This is a genomic window from Amycolatopsis sp. CA-161197 (assembly GCF_050942255.1).
GTDB lineage: Bacteria > Actinomycetota > Actinomycetes > Mycobacteriales > Pseudonocardiaceae > Amycolatopsis.
In genome coordinates this window covers 5,984,015-5,999,732 of sequence record NZ_CP192059.1, presented here as the reverse complement: position 1 = coordinate 5,999,732, position 15,718 = coordinate 5,984,015, and the positions used below count along the sequence as shown (strand labels likewise).

Sequence of the window (15,718 nt, the reverse complement as noted above, 5' to 3'; positions counted from 1 at the left end):
GTGGTCGGCGTCACTATACCGTTCGTGTCGATCGAACGATCGACATTGCCGCAGGGGCCGTGACCTGGGGCGATCGTGGTGCGAGTCGGATGACAAGGTGGTCATGCATGGCGGAGTTCGGTTCGGGATGGTCGACGACGCCTGTCACGGGAAGCCGGGTCGTGGTCACCGGAGCGGCCGGTGGTCTCGGCCGTGAGCTCACTTCCGTGCTGGCCGGCATCGGGGCGGACGTGGTCGGGATCGATCGCCCGGGCGCCACGAGCGCGCCCGGAGTGCGACTCGTCGAAGCCGACCTCACCGACGACGGCGCCGCACGCCGCGCCCTCGACCAGGCCGGTGAAATACTCGGCGGTATTGACGCGCTGATCTGCGGCGCGGGAATCGTCGACACCATCCATCGGGCGAAGACGTTCCCCCTCGCGGCTTTCCGTGCCGACGTCGAGGCGAATTTGCTCTCGCAGTTTGTGGTCGCGCAGGCCGCATATTCCGCGTTGGCGGCGGCGGACTCGTCCTCGATCGTATTCCTGGCCTCGATCGCGGCGCAGGATGGCTTGCCCGGTCAGGCCTCGTATGCCGCGGCGAAGGCCGGGGTGCTGGGCCTGACCAGGAGCCTGGCCGCGGAGTGGGCACCCGACGGGATCCGGGTGAACGCGGTCGCGCCCGGGTTGTTCGCGACGCCGAAAGTGCTCGCGATGCCGGATTCGGCGCGGGACCGGCTTCTCGCCTCGGTGCCGATGAAACGGGTCGCCAGCCTCGGCGAGGTGGTCGGCTCGGTGCTCTATCTGCTTTCCCCGGCCGCCGGTTACGCGACCGGCCTGATCCTGCGCCTCGACGGCGGCGCCGGTCTCACTCTCGGCGGCTTTTACCGCTGATCCCCTCGACCTCCGCCGCGGCATCGCGCCGCCGCGGAGCAACAGTCAGGAGTTGCGTTTGTACTACATCGGCGTAGACATCGGTGGCACCTTTACCGACTGTGTCCTCGTTGACCAGAACGGCAAGCACCGCACGGCGAAGGCGTTGTCCACAAAGGATGATCCAGTGTCCGGGGTGATGACCGGGCTCGGGCGGCTCGCGGAGGCCGAGGGACTCGATTTGGCCACCCTGCTGGCGCGAACCAACCGGTTCGGGCACGGCACGACGATCGGTACCAACGCGGTTCTCGAGCGGGCGGGCGCCAGGGTGGGCTTGGTCGCGACCGCGGGCCACGGCGACGCCCTGTTGATGATGCGCGGATCCGGACGGGTGGCCGGCCGGTCCATCGAGGACGTCTTCGCGGTACACGGCAGCCGGCTCCCGCAGCCGATCACTGTGCCCGGAGCGATTCAGGAGGTGCACGAGCGGATCGACGCTTCCGGCGCGGTCGTGGTCGACCTCAACACGGAGCAGGCGGTCGAGGACATCACGCGGATGATCGCCGAGCACCGGCTGGACTCGATCGCGATCTCGCTGCTGTGGTCTTTCGCCAACGCCAAGCACGAGAGGGCCTTGGCCGAGGCGCTCGCAGCGGCGGCTCCTGATGTGTTCGTGTCCAGTTCGGCGGTGGTGTCGCCGCGGCTGGGCGAGTACGAGCGCACCGTCGCGACTGTGATGAACGGCTACGTCGGGCCGGCGTGCTCCCGCTACCTCAGCCGGCTCGCCGACCGTCTCGGTCACACCGGGCTCACCGAGCCACTGCTGGTCATGCAGTCCAACGGCGGTGTCCTCCCGGGAGAGGCGGCCGCGGCGACGTCGCTGGGCACCATCGACTCCGGTCCCGCCGGTGGGCTGACCGGAGTCGCGACCCTCGCGCAGGCGTACGGCCACGACCGGGTCGTGGCCACCGACATGGGCGGTACGTCCTTCGACATCGGTCTGGTCATCGACGGTAAGCCGGTCATGGCGGAGGACAACGTCATCGACCAGTACACCTACCGGCTCCCGCACCTGGCGGTGAAGACCATTGCCTGCGGCGGAGGAACCCTCGCGCGTTTCGACGAGGCGACAGGCGGTCTGCGGGTCGGGCCGCAGAGCGCGGGTTCCGAGCCGGGGCCCGCCAGCTACGGCCGTGGCGGCACCGAGCCCACGGTCACCGACGCGGACGTCGTGCTCGGGCTCCTGCGGCCGGCGGCCTTTTTGGACGGACGGATGCCGCTGGATCGCGATGCGGCGGTCGGCGCGGTCGGGCGGCTGGCCGAGCAGCTCGGGTTGTCGTTGGAGGAGACCGCCGCCGGGATCCTGGAGATCAACAACATGCGTGCCGCGACGGTGATCCGGCAGCAGACGCTCGAACGCGGGCACGACCCGCGCGACTACGTGCTCTACGCCTACGGCGGCGCGGGCCCGGTGCACGCCTTCGGCTACGCGGCCGAGTCCGGGGTGCGGGAAGTCGTCATCCCCTTGGGCAACGGAGCATCGACCTTGTCGGCCTACGGGATCGCCTCCGGCGACGTGGTGCTCTACAAGGAGCTCGAACGCGGCCTGCTCGCACCGTTCGACGGTGAGCAGGCCGATGCCCTCGCCGCAGGCGTCGCGGAGGTGGAAGCCGCCGCCCGTGCGGACCTGGCCGCGGCCGGATTCGGGGATGACGTGGTCGTCGAGATCGACGCGCTGATGCGCTTCCGCGAGCAGCTGATGCACAGCCTGGAGATTCCGGTGACGCTGCCTTCGGACGGCAAGCGACTGCTGGCCGATTTCGACGCGGAGTACGTGCGCCGGTACGGCTCCGGCGGGACCGCGATGTTCCAGACCGTCGAGGTGTTCGCGTTCCGGGCCCGGGCGTCGGTCGCCGCAGGTATCCCGATTCCCGCGCCGCACAGCGAGCCGGCCGCCCCGGTCGAACGCGCCGATGTCTACTGGCCCGGCCGCGGATGGACCTCGACCGAGGTGCACCGTGGTTCCGTGACCGGAACGGTCTCCGGCCCGGCGCTCGTCGAGCTCGCGCACACGACCATCGCCGTCCCGCCCGGCGCGTCCCTGTCCACCGGGACCCGCAACGAGCTCCGCCTGCAGCTTCCGACCACGAAGGAGTCCTGATGCCCATCTCTCCCGAGGCCCCGGGTGTCGTCTGGGACGGTGTCGCGCGCGGGTACATCCCGAGCGAGCCGCTCACCGTGCCGTCAACCGTGCAGCTGCACACTACGGCTTCCGCCGCCGTCGACCCGGTGACGTTCGAGGTCGTGCGCTATTCGCTGATGAACATCAATCTCGAGCACGGCCAGACCCTGCAGCGGCTCTGCGTCTCGCCGGTCACCATGATCACGCGGGACTTCCAGCCGTCGATCCTGACCCAGGAGGGCGATGTCGTCTTCCTGGGGCCGTACCTGCAGTACTTCTCCAACTCCCAGTCACTGACCATCAAGTGGGTCCTGGAGAACCGGGCCGAGGACCCCGGCATCGCTCCGGGGGACATGTACGTCTCGAACGACCCGTTCGTCGGGTCGCCGCACCAGCCCGACGCCGTTGTCGCCGCGCCGGTCTTCGTGGGTGAGGAGATCTTCTGCTGGGTCTCCAACGTTCTGCACCACAGCGACGTCGGTGGCTCGGTGATGGGCAGCTTCTGCGTCGACGCCACCGATATCTTCCTCGACCCGCCGGCCTTCCCGCCGTTCAAGCTCGTGGACCGCGGGAAGATCCGGCCGGATCTGGAACAGATGTTCCTGCGCCAGTCCCGGGTTCCGACGAACGTGCACATGGATCTGCGCGCGGCGATCTCGGCGAACCTCGTGGCCGTGGAGAAGATCACCAAGCTGTTGGAGCGCTACGGCGCGGACACGGTGAAGGCTGTCATGAACCGCGTGCTGGACGCGGGGGAGCGAACCGTCGCGGAGCGGCTGGCGAAGATCCCCGACGGCACCTGGTCTCACCGCATGTACGCCGAGGCCGCGCACACGGGCGACAATGCCACGTACGTCTACCAGACGACGGTGCGGAAGGTCGGCGAGCACCTCTACGTCGACAACCGCGGGACCGATCCGCAGACCGGGTCGATCAACGTCGCCTACGCGGGGTTCGCCGGTGCCTTCCTGGCTGCCCTGACGGCGTCGCTGACCTCGGATCTCGCCGGTGCCTACGGCGGGGTCTACCGGCGGGTGCATTTCGAGCCGGTCCCCGGAACGCTGTCGTGCGCGGACTTTCCCGCCGCGGTCAGTCCGGCGGGTATGTACACCATGGAGACATTGATCAGCCTGGCCAGCACCGTGATCGGCAAGATGCTGGCGTGCGCCGAGCCGGAGATCGCCGGGCTCGCGATCGGGCCGGCCCACCCCGCGTTCTACGCGATGATCTCCGGTGGCGTCACGGCGGAGGGAAATCAGTTCATCGGCACCAACGCCAACAACATGATCGGTTCGCTGGCGGCTTCTCCCGCGGGCGACGGCGTGGATTTCGGCGGTCATTTCTGGATCCCCGAGGGCACGGCGAGCAACGTGGAGGAGCTCGAACTGCTGTGGCCGATGCTCTACCTCTACCGGCGGGCACTTCCGGGCGGCGCCGACGGTGCGGGGCAGTTCCGCGGTGGGCGCGGGTTCCTCGAGGCCGCCATCCCGTGGGGGGGCCCGGGTCTGGCCGCGGCGGTCTACATCGACGAGTCGTTCCCCAAGGTGGTCGGTGCGTTCGGCGCCAATCCGGGGTCGGTCGGGCATTTCCGGCTCAAGCACGGCTCGGACGTCCGCAAGTCGTTCGAGGCCGGCGTGATCCCTCAGGACTTCGACGCCATCGGGGGCGCTGAGGCGGCTGTCGAGGCGAAGGGCCCGGCGCTCATGGTCGGCGATGACGGGGTGTGGGAATGGACCGGTGCCAACGCGACCGGTTTCGGTGACCCGCTGGCCCGCGAGTCCGACTCGGTCGCCGCGGATGTGGCCGCGGGTGCACTGCCCGCCGATGCCGCGGACCGGGTCTACGGCGTGGTGCTCCGCTCGGGCGGCGAGGTCGACGCGCCGGCGACGACCTCGCGGCGAGCTCAGCTGCTGCGAGACCGCCTCGCCGCGGCGACCGTCCCGGACGGCGTGCGCACCGCACCCGAGTCGGCTGAGCTGCACCTGCTCGGCGGTGAGCTCGCACTGGTCCAGCACGAAGGGGCGTGGCACTTCGTCACCGCGTCCGGCCGCGCCTTGCTCGCGCCGGTGACCGCGAACTACAAGGACGGCTGTGCGGTGCTCGAGCGCCCGGTGCGGGAACTGGGGCCTGAGTTCTCGACACACGAGACGCGCGCCGGCTACACCGTGCGGTACCGCGAGTACCTGTGCCCGGTCACGGGACGCCGGATCGAAACCGAGATCCTGCGGGACGGCGACGAGCCCCTTTGCGACATGGCTCTCCAAGAGCGAGCGTGATGACGGCGACCAATGTGGCGGGACGGTTCGTCGAGGTCGCCGGTGCCCACGCTGCTCGCGAGGCATTGGTCGACGGACCCGTGCGGCTCAAGCACCAGGAGGCCCTGCGCCACTCGACAGCCGTCGCGGTCCGGTTGCTGGCCCGGGGTATCGCGCCGGGCGACCGGGTCGCGATCCTGCTGCCCAACGGCTGGCAGTACGCGATCGGGTACTGCGGCGCACAATTGGCCGGCGCGATCGTCGTGCTCGTGAACACCCGGTTGACCGAGCCGGAACTCGATCACATCCTGAACGACAGCGGTGCCACCGTGATCGTCACCGATGACACGCTCGGCGCCCGGGTGCCGGCGGCGCTCGCCGACCGGATCGTCACCGCGGACCTTCTCACGGCCGAGCCAGGCGCAGCCGAGGATGTCGATCCCGCGACCCTGCCCGGGTGTGCCCGCGCTCCGCACGACGTCGCCCACCTGCTCTACACATCCGGGACGACGGGCCGGCCCAAGGGGGCCATGCACACGCATGCGAACCTGCTGTTCAACGCGCGCACCGTCCGGGAACGGCTCGGTGCGGCCGCGAACGAGCGGACGCTGATCGCGGCGCCGATGTTCCACGCGACCGGCACCGTCTCCCAGCTCATCGGCTTCTTCACCGCGGGAGCGTGCTGTGTGTTCACCCCCGCGTTCAAGGCCGAGACCGCCGTGGCGTTGATGACGCGTGAGCGAGTCACGTTCTTCGCGGGAGTCGCCGCGATGCTCAGGCTCATCCTGCTCAAGGCGGCCGACACCGCCGCGGATCTGTCCGCGCTGCGGTTGTTCGTCCTGGGCGGCTCCGCGGTGCCCGAGGGGTTTCCCGCGGAGGTCGCGCGGCAGCTTCCCGGGCTCACCCTCGGCAACGTGTGGGGCCTGACGGAAGGAACCTCGATCGTCACCTACACCGAAGGCAAGGAGTACCTCGGCCGCACCCAGACGGTGGGCAAGCCGGTCACCGGCGTGCAGGTCGCCGTTTCCCTCGAAGGTGGGCGGCCCCGGGATGTGCGCGACACTGTCGGCGAACTGTGCGTCCGGGGGCCGGTGGTCGCGGGCGGCTACTGGAACAACCCTGAGGCCACCGCCTCGACCTTCGTCGACGGCTGGCTGCACACCGGCGACGTGGGCAGTATCGACGCCGACGGGTTCGTCCGGGTCCTCGACCGGCTGAAGGACATGATCATCCGGGGTGGCGAGAACGTCTACAGCCTCGAGGTGGAGAACGTCCTCGCCACCCATCCGGACGTGGCCGAGGTGGCCGTCGTCGGGGTGCCGGACCCGATCTTCGACGAACGGGTGCGGGCGGTCGTGGTCCCGCGGCCGGGGCGCACTCCGAGCGTGGCGTCGTTGCGCGCCCATGCCGCCGGCGCGCTGGCCGACTACAAGGTGCCCGCCGAAATCCGCTTCGTCGGCGAACTACCCCGCAACCCCTCCGGAAAAGTCCTCAAACGCCGCCTCGTCGAGGACGCGGCCGCCACCGGCGAAGGAGTTCGATGACTTCCGCGGCTGACACTTCCTCGGCCGAGGCCGAGGTACCGGCCGTCAACGACGTCGACGTCGTGATCGTCGGCGCCGGATTCAGCGGGCTGGGCGTCGCGGCGATGCTCGGCAAGGCCGGCATCCGGTCCTTCAGGATCCTCGAGGAAGCCGACGACCTCGGCGGAACCTGGCGGGACAACACCTACCCCGGCTGCGGTTGCGACATCCCTTCGCCGCTCTACTCCTACTCGTTCGACCAGAAACCCGACTGGACCCGGCTTTTCGCCGGCCAAGCGGAAATCCTGGACTACCTGCGTGAGGTCGCCCGGCGCCGCGGCCTGATCGACCACACCCGGTTCGGGCAGCGCGTGCAGCGGGCACGGTGGATCGAGGCGGACGCCCGCTGGGAAATCCTGACCTCGACAGGGGACAGCTACCGCGCGCAATTCCTGATCTGCGCGGTCGGGCCCCTGCACCATCCGGCCTACCCGGACCTGCCCGGTGTGGAGACCTTCCGGGGGCCGGTGTTCCACTCGGCGAACTGGCGGCACGACGTCGACTTGAACGGCAAGCGGGTCGCGGTCATCGGGACGGGTGCCAGCGCCATCCAGTTCGTCCCCGCGATCGTCGATCAGGTCGCCTCCCTGACCGTCTTCCAGCGGACTCCGCCGTGGATCGTCCCCAAGGCCGACCGGCCCTTCGACGAGCGGCACCGCAGGCTGGCGCGATGGCTGCCGCCCTACCGATGGTGGGTGCGGGAGCGGCTGTTCTGGATCCACGAAAACCGCGCCGCGGGCTTCGTCAGCGACCCGGCCGCGATGGAGCAGACCGCGGCGCTCGCCCGACGGCTGATCAAGAAGCAGGTGCCGGACCCGGAACTGCGCGAGATCGTCACGCCGGACTACACCATCGGCTGTAAACGGTTGCTGATCTCCAGCGACTGGTACCCCGCGTTGTCGAAGCCGCACGTCACCGTGCACCAGGGCGGAGTCGCCCGGGTTCGGGCCGACGCCGTCGTCGGTGCGGACGGCGCCGAGACCACCGCCGACGTCCTCATCTACGGCACCGGGTTCGACTCTCAGAACACTGTGCGCATCGACATCGCCGGACGCGACGGCCGCACGCTCGCCGAGGCCTGGAGCGAGGGGAACAAGGCCTACCTCGGCACCGTCGTCGCCGGATTCCCGAACATGTTCCTGATGGTCGGGCCGAACACCGCGCTGGGCCACAATTCGCAGGTGTTCATGATCGAGTCGCAGGCCCGCTACATCGTCGACAGCCTGCGCAGGCTCCGGCGGCGAGGAGCGGAGTGCGTGGAGGTCCGGCCGGAAGTACAGGACTCGTACAACGAATGGCTCGATTCACGCATGGCCGGCACCGTGTGGCAGACCGGCGGCTGCCGCAGCTGGTACCAGGACCCTCGCTCCGGGCGCAACACAGTCCTGTGGCCGGACACGACGATCGCTTTCTGGCGCCGAACCCGGCGGGCCCGGATGTCGGACTTTCAGCTGCGAATGTCGCGGTAATCCCATTGACCGTGAACCTGCAGTCGCGCTGGCGACTGCATCCGCCGGACCACGCGGCACCGAATCGTATCCAGATTTCCGGTTACGAGACGCCACTTCCCGTTGACCTCGGAATGTGCGCCCGGGTTCTGCGGGGCGGGGCGCTGCGGGAGCAGACCCCTGTCGCGCCCTGACCAGGGCGCGACAGGGGCTCACCCAAGCCGCATTGGTGGGCGGGAACAGCTGGTACGAGGTCGACAAGGTCGCAGCCAAGCAGATCGTCGCGTCCATGCCCGAGGTGCGCGCGGTTCGCGCGGGAGAACCGCAACTTCCTGACCCGCGCCTGCCGGTGGCTGGTCGAGCAGACCGAGGTCCGCCAGTTCCTCGACCTCGGGTCCGGGTTGCCGACGGCGGAGAACGTGCACCGGATGCGTGATGGGCAGGGGCAGGCCGCGCGTACCGGTGTCACTTGGTGGGCCGCGCGGGAGATACGTCTCAGCTTGTTCCGCCGAGCGTTAGGGCGTAGATCAGGTAGTTCTCGACGGGTTCCTGGACGTTGAGAGTGGGGCGATGTCGCGGCCGCGTGCGTGTACGCGGACTCGGTAGGAGTCGGGCCCCGTGTCGGCCAGTTCGGGGAACGCGCCGTGGTCTTCGTAGTAGAGCTCGATCGGCGCGCCGTTTTCTTCCCCGACTGTCACCTTGGGCATGAGCTGTCCTCTCGTGCGCGAAACGGAGTGGGTGCGGAGCCTCGGGTCGTGGCCTCGTTGCCGGCACCGGTGCTGCCGAGGTGAACGCCAGTCCGGTGCGGTGGTGTGGCGGCAGCACCACGACCGGTGAACTTCCGGTGCCCGGCGCCGTGACCTGCGTGTCGTTCGCCGAAATTGTCCTATCGGACAAGGGGAACCCGCCGGCAGCACACTTTTTGCCGACGGCGCGTTCCCCGATCGACCACGGACCGAGGTAAGAACGGACGTCCTCTGTGGACTGGTTATTGCCCGGCCATCCCGGCGGTGAGCGAGCCCCGGGCGGCGCGCCGGGCCGGCAGTGCCGCCGCGATCGGGGCCGCGAGCACGGCGGCGGCCAGCAGCACCGCGAGGCGGGCCCAGGGCAGCGCGAAGAGCACGGGCTCGGCGTCGGTCGAGGCCACGCGGGCGATCAGCCACGCCGAGCCGATCCCGAGCAGCAGGCCGCAGGCCGCGCCGAACACGGCGACGAACACCGACTCGGCTGCCAATGCGGCGCGCAGGCCACCCCTCGTCAGGCCGAGGGCACGGAGCAGGGCCGATTCGCGGGTGCGTTCGAGGACCGAGAGCGACAGCGTGTTGGCGATCCCGGCGAACGCGATCAGCACGGCGAGCGCCGTCAGCGCCCACAGCAGCTCGAGCGTGCTGCGCAGCGGCGCCGACAGTTGGTCTTCCAGGTCCGCGATCGTGCTCAGCTTCGCCAGCGGAGTCGGTTGCAGCGCCCGATCGAGCGCGGCCGCGGCCTGGTCGGCGTCGGCGTCCGGAGTGAGTTTCACCAGCACACTGCCGTCGTGTTCGCTGTCCGGCATCGCGATCTTCGGCAGCTCACCCTGGTCGACGAGCGCGAGGCCGAGGTCGGCGCCCGGCGCGTCGACGCTGTCGTAAACGGCCACGACCCGCAGCGACGACCCCGAAGCCGTGCGCACGGTCGCGCCCGCCGCCAGCCCGGTCTCTTCGGACAGCTGCCGGCTCACGGCCAGCTCGCCGGGGCCGAGCCGGTCGAGTGCACCGGAGAGGACGACCGGTCGCAGCAGCGTGCCGAGCGAGTCGCCGCGCACGGCGGTCATGCCGTAGCCACCGAGCGAGCCGAGGTCGCCCGTGAACTCGGTGACCGACGCCGTGGCCGCGACCCCTGGCACCGCCGCGAGCGTCGCGGGGAGGGTCGCGGGCAGTCCTTGCCCGTTGACCACCGAAGTCACCGTGAAGTCTGCTCGCAGCTGCTGCTCTACGCCTTGGCTGCGGCCGGCCTCGACGCCCGCGGTCACCGTGGTCACGAGCGCGACGACGGCCAGTCCGATGGTCAGCGCCGCAGCGGTTGCGGCTGTGCGGCGGGGGTTGCGGTCGGCGTTGAGCGCCGCGAGCTTCGCCGGCTCGCGCAGCACCGGGGCGGTGACGGCGCCCAATACCCGCACGGCGGGTCCGGCCAGCAGCGGCCCGACCGCGAGCAGCGCGCCGAGCAACGCGACCATCGCGGCGACGGCCAGCACCGCGCCGTCCTGGGCGTCCGCCGCGAGCGCGGCCACCGCCGCCCCGACTCCGGCCACGAACAGCACGGCCGCGACGATCGCGCGGGGCCGTCCCGCGCGGGCCTGACGTCCTTCGACCGGCTTTCGCAACGCCGCCACGGGCGCCACCCGCGTCGCCGCCCGCGCCGGGGGCACGGCCGCCAGCACCGTGACCAGCACGCCGACGACGAGCGCCAGCACCGCCGTCCGCGCGGTGAGCGGGACGTAGACCGGCGCTCCCGGAGAGCCGGTGATCGCCTGCAGCGCGGCGGCGACCCCGAGCCCGCCGAACAGTCCGACGACGGACGCCACCACCCCGACCACGGCCGCTTCGGCCAGCACCGCGCCGAACACCTGCCGTTTCCCGGCGCCCACGCACCTCAGCATTGCCAGCTCGTTCGCCCGCTGCGCGACCAGGATGGTGAACGCGTTGGCGATCACCATCGCGGCCACGACCATCGCCAGCACGGCGAACGCGGTGAAGAACTTCGTGAGCTCCGCCGAATCGGGCGCGGTCGTGTTCAGCAGCTCGGCGGCGGCCCGGCTTCCCGTCACTACGGAAATGCCCTGCCCGCCTACCGCCTGGTCGAGGTTGGTGACGAGTTGAGACGGGGCGACCCCCTGCGCCGCCCGCACCACGATCTCGTCGAACTCCGCGCCGGGTGCGACCTGGCGCAGCCCCTCGGGTGTGAGGACCAGGTCGTCGGCCCCGATCCCGGCGTCCGTCGGCCGGCTGAAGGTGCCGACGAGCGTGTAGGCGTGTTCTTTGCCCTGCTGATCGAACAGCGTTACCTGCTGCCCGAGCGAGAAGTCCCGGGCGGTGGTCGCTTCCATCGCGAGCTCGCCGGGCTGCTGAGGGAACCGGCCACCGGCCAGGTCGAACGGCCGCAGCGCGGCATCGGCGGGCAGCGCGGTTGCGGCCGCGTCGGTCGCGTGCCCGGAGGCGTCGCGGATCGGCGCGCTGACGGTGACGCGGCCGTCCGCCGCCGCGACGCCGGACACCCCGCGCACCTTCGCGAGCAGCGCGTCGTCCAAGGCCGCGCCGCGGGTCTGGCTGACGACCGCGTCGGCTCCGCGCAGGTGGACGGACACCGCGTCGTGGAGCCCGGCGCCGACGGCACCGGAGAGGATGAACGAACCGGACACGAACGCCACGCCGAGGGCGATCGCGACGGCTGAGAGCAGCAGGCGCAGGGGCCGGGCCCGGACCCCGGCGGCGATGACGCGCAGCATCACACCCCCAGGCCGGTCAGGGCGGCCAGCACGGAGTCGGCCGTCGGACGGGGCACGTGGGCGGCGACGCGACCGTCGGCCAGCAGCACGCCGTGGTCGGTGTAGGAGGCGGCCACGGGATCGTGCGTCACCATCACCACCGTCTGGCCCAGCTCGCGCACCGACGCGCGCAGGAAGCCGAGCACCTCGGCACCGGAGCGCGAGTCGAGGTTGCCGGTGGGCTCGTCGGCGAACACGACCTGCGGCCGCCCGATCAGCGCTCGCGCGCACGCCACGCGCTGTTGCTGACCGCCGGACAGTTCCCTGGGGTGGTGGCGCAGGCGTTGCCGCAGGCCGAGCGCGTCGACGACCACACGCAACCAGGCCGGGTCGGGCTTGCGGCCGGCCAGGCGCAGGCCGAGCAGGATGTTCTCCTCGGCCGTCATGGTCGGCAGCAGGTTGAACGACTGGAACACGAACCCGACGTGGTCGCGCCGCAGCCGGGTGAGCGCCGCGTCGGAGAACCCGGTGAGCTCGGTCCGTCCGATCCGGACGCTGCCGGCGTCCACGGTGTCCAGCCCGGCGAGGCAGTGCATCAGCGTGGATTTGCCGGAGCCCGACGGCCCGAGCACGGAGGTGAACCGCCGCGCCGGGAAGTCGAGGGACACGTGGTCCAAGGCCCGCACCGCCGTGTCGCCGCGTCCGTGGATCTTCACGACCTGCCGCACTCCCGCTGCGACGGGACTGTCCACTGTGTCTGGTTGCATCCGCTCTCTCCCCGACCTCGTCGCGCCGTTCTCGGCGCCTCGGCCCGAGCTTGGCGGGCCCGTGCTGAAGCACTCCTGAAGAACCCTGAAGATCGCTTCAGGTTCCCGCGCGGGCTTCTGGGAAGATCGGGTTCATGAGGGTGCTCGTGGTCGAGGACGAGAAGCGATTGGCCGAGACGCTGCGGTGGGGGCTCGAGGCCGACGGATACGCCGTGGACCTTGCCCACGACGGCGAGACGGGGCTGGAATGGGGGCAGCTCCACCCGTACCAGGTGATCGTGCTGGACATCATGCTGCCGAAGCTCAACGGCTACCGGGTGTGCGCCGCGCTGCGCGAGCGCGGGGTGACGACGCCGATCCTCATGCTGACGGCCAAGAACGGCGAGTACGACGAGGCTGAGGCCCTCGACACGGGCGCCGACGACTTCCTGAGCAAACCGTTCTCCTACGTGGTGCTCACCGCCCGGCTGCGCGCGCTGGTCCGCCGCGGCCGGGCAGGCGCGGCGGCGACGCTGACGTTCGGCGACCTGGTGCTCGATCCCGCGAAACGCACGTGCCGGCGCGGCGGCACGCCGGTCGCATTGACCACGAAGGAGTTCGCCGTGCTCGAATGCCTGCTGCGCCACGACGGGCACGTGGTGGCCAAGCACGAGATCCTCGGGCAGGTGTGGGACGTCGCGTACGAGGGCGATCCGAACATCGTGGAGGTCTACGTGAGCGCGTTGCGGCGCAAGCTGGACACGCCGTTCGGGCGGCGCACGATCGCCACCGTGCGCGGCGTGGGGTACCGGCTGGTCGCCGACGGACCCGGTGCGTCGCATGAGTAGGTGGTGGCCCGAGTCCGTGCGGCGGAGCACGGCGCTCGCGGCGGTGCTGCTCAGCGTGCTGGTGTTCGGGCTGGGCTGGTGGGGGATCCGGCAGTTCGTGGCGACGCAGCTCTCGCGCAACGCCGTGCAGGCGACCCGGGCGCAGCTCGAGCGCGTTGCCGACGCGTATCGCCTGGGCGTGATCGACTCCGCGGCGCTCAACGGCGACGCGATGTTCGAGGTGGTCGGCGACGACGGCCGGGCCGTGGTCCACAGTGGCAACCTGACCCAGCTGGATCCCGCATGGAAGCCACTGCCGCCGGCCCCTCGCGACGCGCCGCACGGGTGGACGACCACCACGACCGCCGCGCTGCACCCGGGCACCCACCCGCAGTGGCGCGAGTACCGCACCTACACCGTGGTGGGCACGGTCGTCGACGATGTGCCGGGCAGCCTGGTGGAACCGCTCGGCCGTGAAGGATCCACTGTGGACACCGGCTTGTCGCGTGCCGCCTCGAGCACGCACTACCGGTTGACGCTTTACCTGTTCGTGCTCCCGTGGGACACGCTCACCACACTGACGCTGCTCGACGACATCCTCGAGGTGTTCGTGCCGCTGGCCGTGCTCCTCACGGCGCTCGTCGCGTGGTTCGCCGCCGGGCGCGCGCTGCGCCCCGTGGAGGCGATCCGCGGCGAGCTCGCCGAAGTGAGCGGCAGCCAGCTCGGCCGCCGCGTGCCGGTGCCGCGCTCGCGTGACGAGATCGCACGCCTGGCGCACACGACCAACGCCACGCTCGACCGTCTGCAGCACACCCACGAGCAGCAGGAACGATTTGTCGCCGACGCGAGCCACGAGCTGCGCAGCCCCCTGGCGAACCTGCGGACCGGCCTGGAGGTCGCCCTCGCACACCCGGAGCGCGCCGACTGGCCCGCCGTCGCCGAACGCTCGTTGCTCGACGTCCGGCGCCTGCACCGCATCACCGCCGACCTTCTGCAGCTCGCCGTCGACCCCGGTCGCGTCGCGCCGGTGGAGGTCGACCTGGCGGACGTGGTGCGTGAGCAGGTCGCCGAACGTTCGGCCGTGCCGGGCCGCCCGGCCGTGCGATCCTTTGTGGACGGCCCCGCGCGAGTGCTCGGTGAACCCGTGCAACTCGAACGCCTGCTGCGCAACCTCCTAGACAACGCCGTCCGCCACGCGACCTCCGCCGTGACCGTCACCGTGGGTCGCGACGGCACCTCCGTGGTGCTGGAAGTGCTAGACGACGGCCCCGGCATTCCCCCTGGCGATCGGGAACGCGTCTTCGACCGCTTCGCCCGCCTCGACGACGCCCGCACCCGCGACGCCGGCGGCTCCGGACTGGGCCTCACACTGGCACGCGAAATCGCCCGGCGCCACGGCGGTTCCCTGGTGGTGGCCGACTCGGAAACCGGCGCCCGCCTGGTTGCGCGGCTACCTGCCGCGGACTGAGGTGGTCGTTACGTCGTGCCGGGAGTACTCGACACGCTCGTGGCGCCGCACATCGAGACGATGGCGCTGACCTGTGTCGCGGCCGGCTTGCCCGGCGACGAGTGCGGCCGTTTCCGTGGCCAGATTCCGCCCCGTCGTGGCGGTCGCGGTGTACTCGACGCGTGATTCACCCCAACTGGGCGCGGACGACGCCGATCAGCTGCGCTCGGATTTACATCACGGGAGGCCAACACCTGGCTCGATGTTCGGACATTTTCTCGAAGTAGTCCATAGAGCTCGCGCAGGGCGGTCATGTCCCGGCAGGGAAAGCAGGTCAGTGGCCCCGGCTAATCGTCACCGTTCGCCGCGCTCTCTCGTCGCCGGCGACCTTGGCCAGAAGCTGACCTGGAGAGACGTACCTGAGTTCGCCTCGGCTGCCTCGGCGGGCGACGGTCCGGTGCGTCTCCTCGACCCGCGTTTTGGGCCTACCGCGATTTCATCGCCATCTGACGACTGAAGGCCCGCCCCTCCGGCGAGGGACAGGGCTTCTGACCTGCGGTTTTGGCTGGTGCGCGATACTGGGATTGAACCAGTGACCTCTTCGGTGTCAGCGAAGTGGGACACGCGTCTCGACCAGGCAAAACGTGTACTACCGCAGGTTGCCGGCCCGCGTTGCTCCCCGCAGGGGTCGCTTCGACACTGCCGCGCCGGGTTACCGCCGCCGAGGAATCGCCATCGGCCGCGGACATGGCTCAGATGCGCAAGCGGTCTCGAGTTGCTCGGCTCCTACGCGGTCGGTGATCGGGGCAGGGCGATGAGGGCGACGAATGACGCGCTGCTAGCTCTCCCCGGGGCCCGATGCCAGGGGCCCACACCGACATGAGCCTTCTCGACGTCGCTGCGCGGCCATGGTCTGCAC

Annotated in this window: 10 protein-coding genes, 1 tRNA gene and 1 pseudogene; 9 read left to right on the top strand and 3 right to left on the bottom strand. The window is 70.5% G+C overall.

Annotated elements, in window-relative coordinates; genetic code table 11:
* Positions 1–107 precede the first annotated feature (107 nt).
* From ACQPXB_RS27995 to ACQPXB_RS27970, 6 genes and pseudogenes are all read left to right on the top strand, one after another.
* The gene (locus ACQPXB_RS27995) at positions 108–872 is read left to right on the top strand and encodes an SDR family NAD(P)-dependent oxidoreductase (protein ID WP_432844986.1); all 765 of its coding nucleotides are present in this window, start codon (positions 108–110) and stop codon (positions 870–872) included.
* A gap of 52 nt (positions 873–924) precedes the next feature.
* A complete protein-coding gene (locus ACQPXB_RS27990) occupies positions 925–3,012 on the top strand; it encodes a hydantoinase/oxoprolinase family protein (RefSeq protein WP_432844985.1) in 2,088 nt (695 codons plus the stop codon).
* Entirely contained in the window at positions 3,012–5,309 is a 2,298-nt protein-coding gene (locus tag ACQPXB_RS27985) for a hydantoinase B/oxoprolinase family protein (protein ID WP_432844984.1), read from the top strand. Before ACQPXB_RS27990 ends, ACQPXB_RS27985 begins: the two co-directional genes overlap by 1 nt.
* Complete coding sequence (locus ACQPXB_RS27980) at positions 5,309–6,832, top strand: class I adenylate-forming enzyme family protein (RefSeq protein ID WP_432844983.1); 1,524 nt, start codon at positions 5,309–5,311, stop codon at positions 6,830–6,832. The genes ACQPXB_RS27985 and ACQPXB_RS27980 overlap by 1 nt, the downstream gene beginning before the upstream one ends.
* Positions 6,829–8,340, top strand: a complete 1,512-nt coding sequence (locus tag ACQPXB_RS27975; RefSeq protein ID WP_432844982.1) for a flavin-containing monooxygenase — start codon at positions 6,829–6,831, stop codon at positions 8,338–8,340. The genes ACQPXB_RS27980 and ACQPXB_RS27975 overlap by 4 nt, the downstream gene beginning before the upstream one ends.
* Positions 8,341–8,612: 272 nt before the next feature.
* Positions 8,613–8,879 (top strand): annotated as a pseudogene (locus ACQPXB_RS27970) (SAM-dependent methyltransferase); the annotation flags it as partial.
* 428 nt (positions 8,880–9,307) lie between these two features.
* On the opposite strand, the gene ACQPXB_RS27965 reads toward ACQPXB_RS27970, so the two are convergent.
* Together ACQPXB_RS27965 and ACQPXB_RS27960 are read right to left on the bottom strand one after the other, a co-directional pair.
* Positions 9,308–11,800, bottom strand: a complete 2,493-nt coding sequence (locus ACQPXB_RS27965; RefSeq protein ID WP_432844981.1) for an FtsX-like permease family protein — start codon at positions 11,798–11,800, stop codon at positions 9,308–9,310.
* A complete protein-coding gene (locus ACQPXB_RS27960) occupies positions 11,800–12,546 on the bottom strand; it encodes an ABC transporter ATP-binding protein (protein WP_432844979.1) in 747 nt (248 codons plus the stop codon). The genes ACQPXB_RS27965 and ACQPXB_RS27960 overlap by 1 nt, the downstream gene beginning before the upstream one ends.
* A 134-nt stretch (positions 12,547–12,680) precedes the next feature.
* Here ACQPXB_RS27960 and ACQPXB_RS27955 point away from each other — a divergent pair, with 134 nt between their 5' ends.
* From ACQPXB_RS27955 to ACQPXB_RS27945, 3 genes are read left to right on the top strand one after another with little or no spacing between them, the layout of a single operon-like run.
* Positions 12,681–13,373 (top strand): response regulator transcription factor, encoded by a 693-nt coding sequence (locus tag ACQPXB_RS27955; RefSeq protein ID WP_366576930.1) that lies wholly within the window; start codon positions 12,681–12,683, stop codon positions 13,371–13,373.
* On the top strand, positions 13,366–14,820 hold the full coding sequence (locus ACQPXB_RS27950) for a sensor histidine kinase (protein ID WP_432844978.1): 1,455 nt from the start codon (positions 13,366–13,368) through the stop codon (positions 14,818–14,820). The genes ACQPXB_RS27955 and ACQPXB_RS27950 overlap by 8 nt, the downstream gene beginning before the upstream one ends.
* A 15-nt stretch (positions 14,821–14,835) precedes the next feature.
* Complete coding sequence (locus ACQPXB_RS27945; protein ID WP_432844977.1) at positions 14,836–14,985, top strand: hypothetical protein; 150 nt, start codon at positions 14,836–14,838, stop codon at positions 14,983–14,985.
* Positions 14,986–15,365: 380 nt separating this feature from the next.
* Here ACQPXB_RS27945 and ACQPXB_RS27940 read toward each other — a convergent pair.
* Positions 15,366–15,507 (bottom strand) — tRNA-Val (locus ACQPXB_RS27940).
* Between the last annotated feature and the right edge of the window lie 211 nt (positions 15,508–15,718).

Coding starts and splice junctions, on each gene's coding strand:
- ACQPXB_RS27995 (WP_432844986.1), top strand. CDS start 108: ATGGCGGAGTTCGGTTCGGGATGGTCGACGACGCCTGTCACGGGAAGC.
- ACQPXB_RS27985 (WP_432844984.1), top strand. CDS start 3,012: ATGCCCATCTCTCCCGAGGCCCCGGGTGTCGTCTGGGACGGTGTCGCG.
- ACQPXB_RS27980 (WP_432844983.1), top strand. CDS start 5,309: ATGACGGCGACCAATGTGGCGGGACGGTTCGTCGAGGTCGCCGGTGCC.
- ACQPXB_RS27975 (WP_432844982.1), top strand. CDS start 6,829: ATGACTTCCGCGGCTGACACTTCCTCGGCCGAGGCCGAGGTACCGGCC.
- ACQPXB_RS27965 (WP_432844981.1), bottom strand. CDS start 11,800: ATGCTGCGCGTCATCGCCGCCGGGGTCCGGGCCCGGCCCCTGCGCCTG.
- ACQPXB_RS27960 (WP_432844979.1), bottom strand. CDS start 12,546: ATGCAACCAGACACAGTGGACAGTCCCGTCGCAGCGGGAGTGCGGCAG.
- ACQPXB_RS27955 (WP_366576930.1), top strand. CDS start 12,681: ATGAGGGTGCTCGTGGTCGAGGACGAGAAGCGATTGGCCGAGACGCTG.
- ACQPXB_RS27950 (WP_432844978.1), top strand. CDS start 13,366: ATGAGTAGGTGGTGGCCCGAGTCCGTGCGGCGGAGCACGGCGCTCGCG.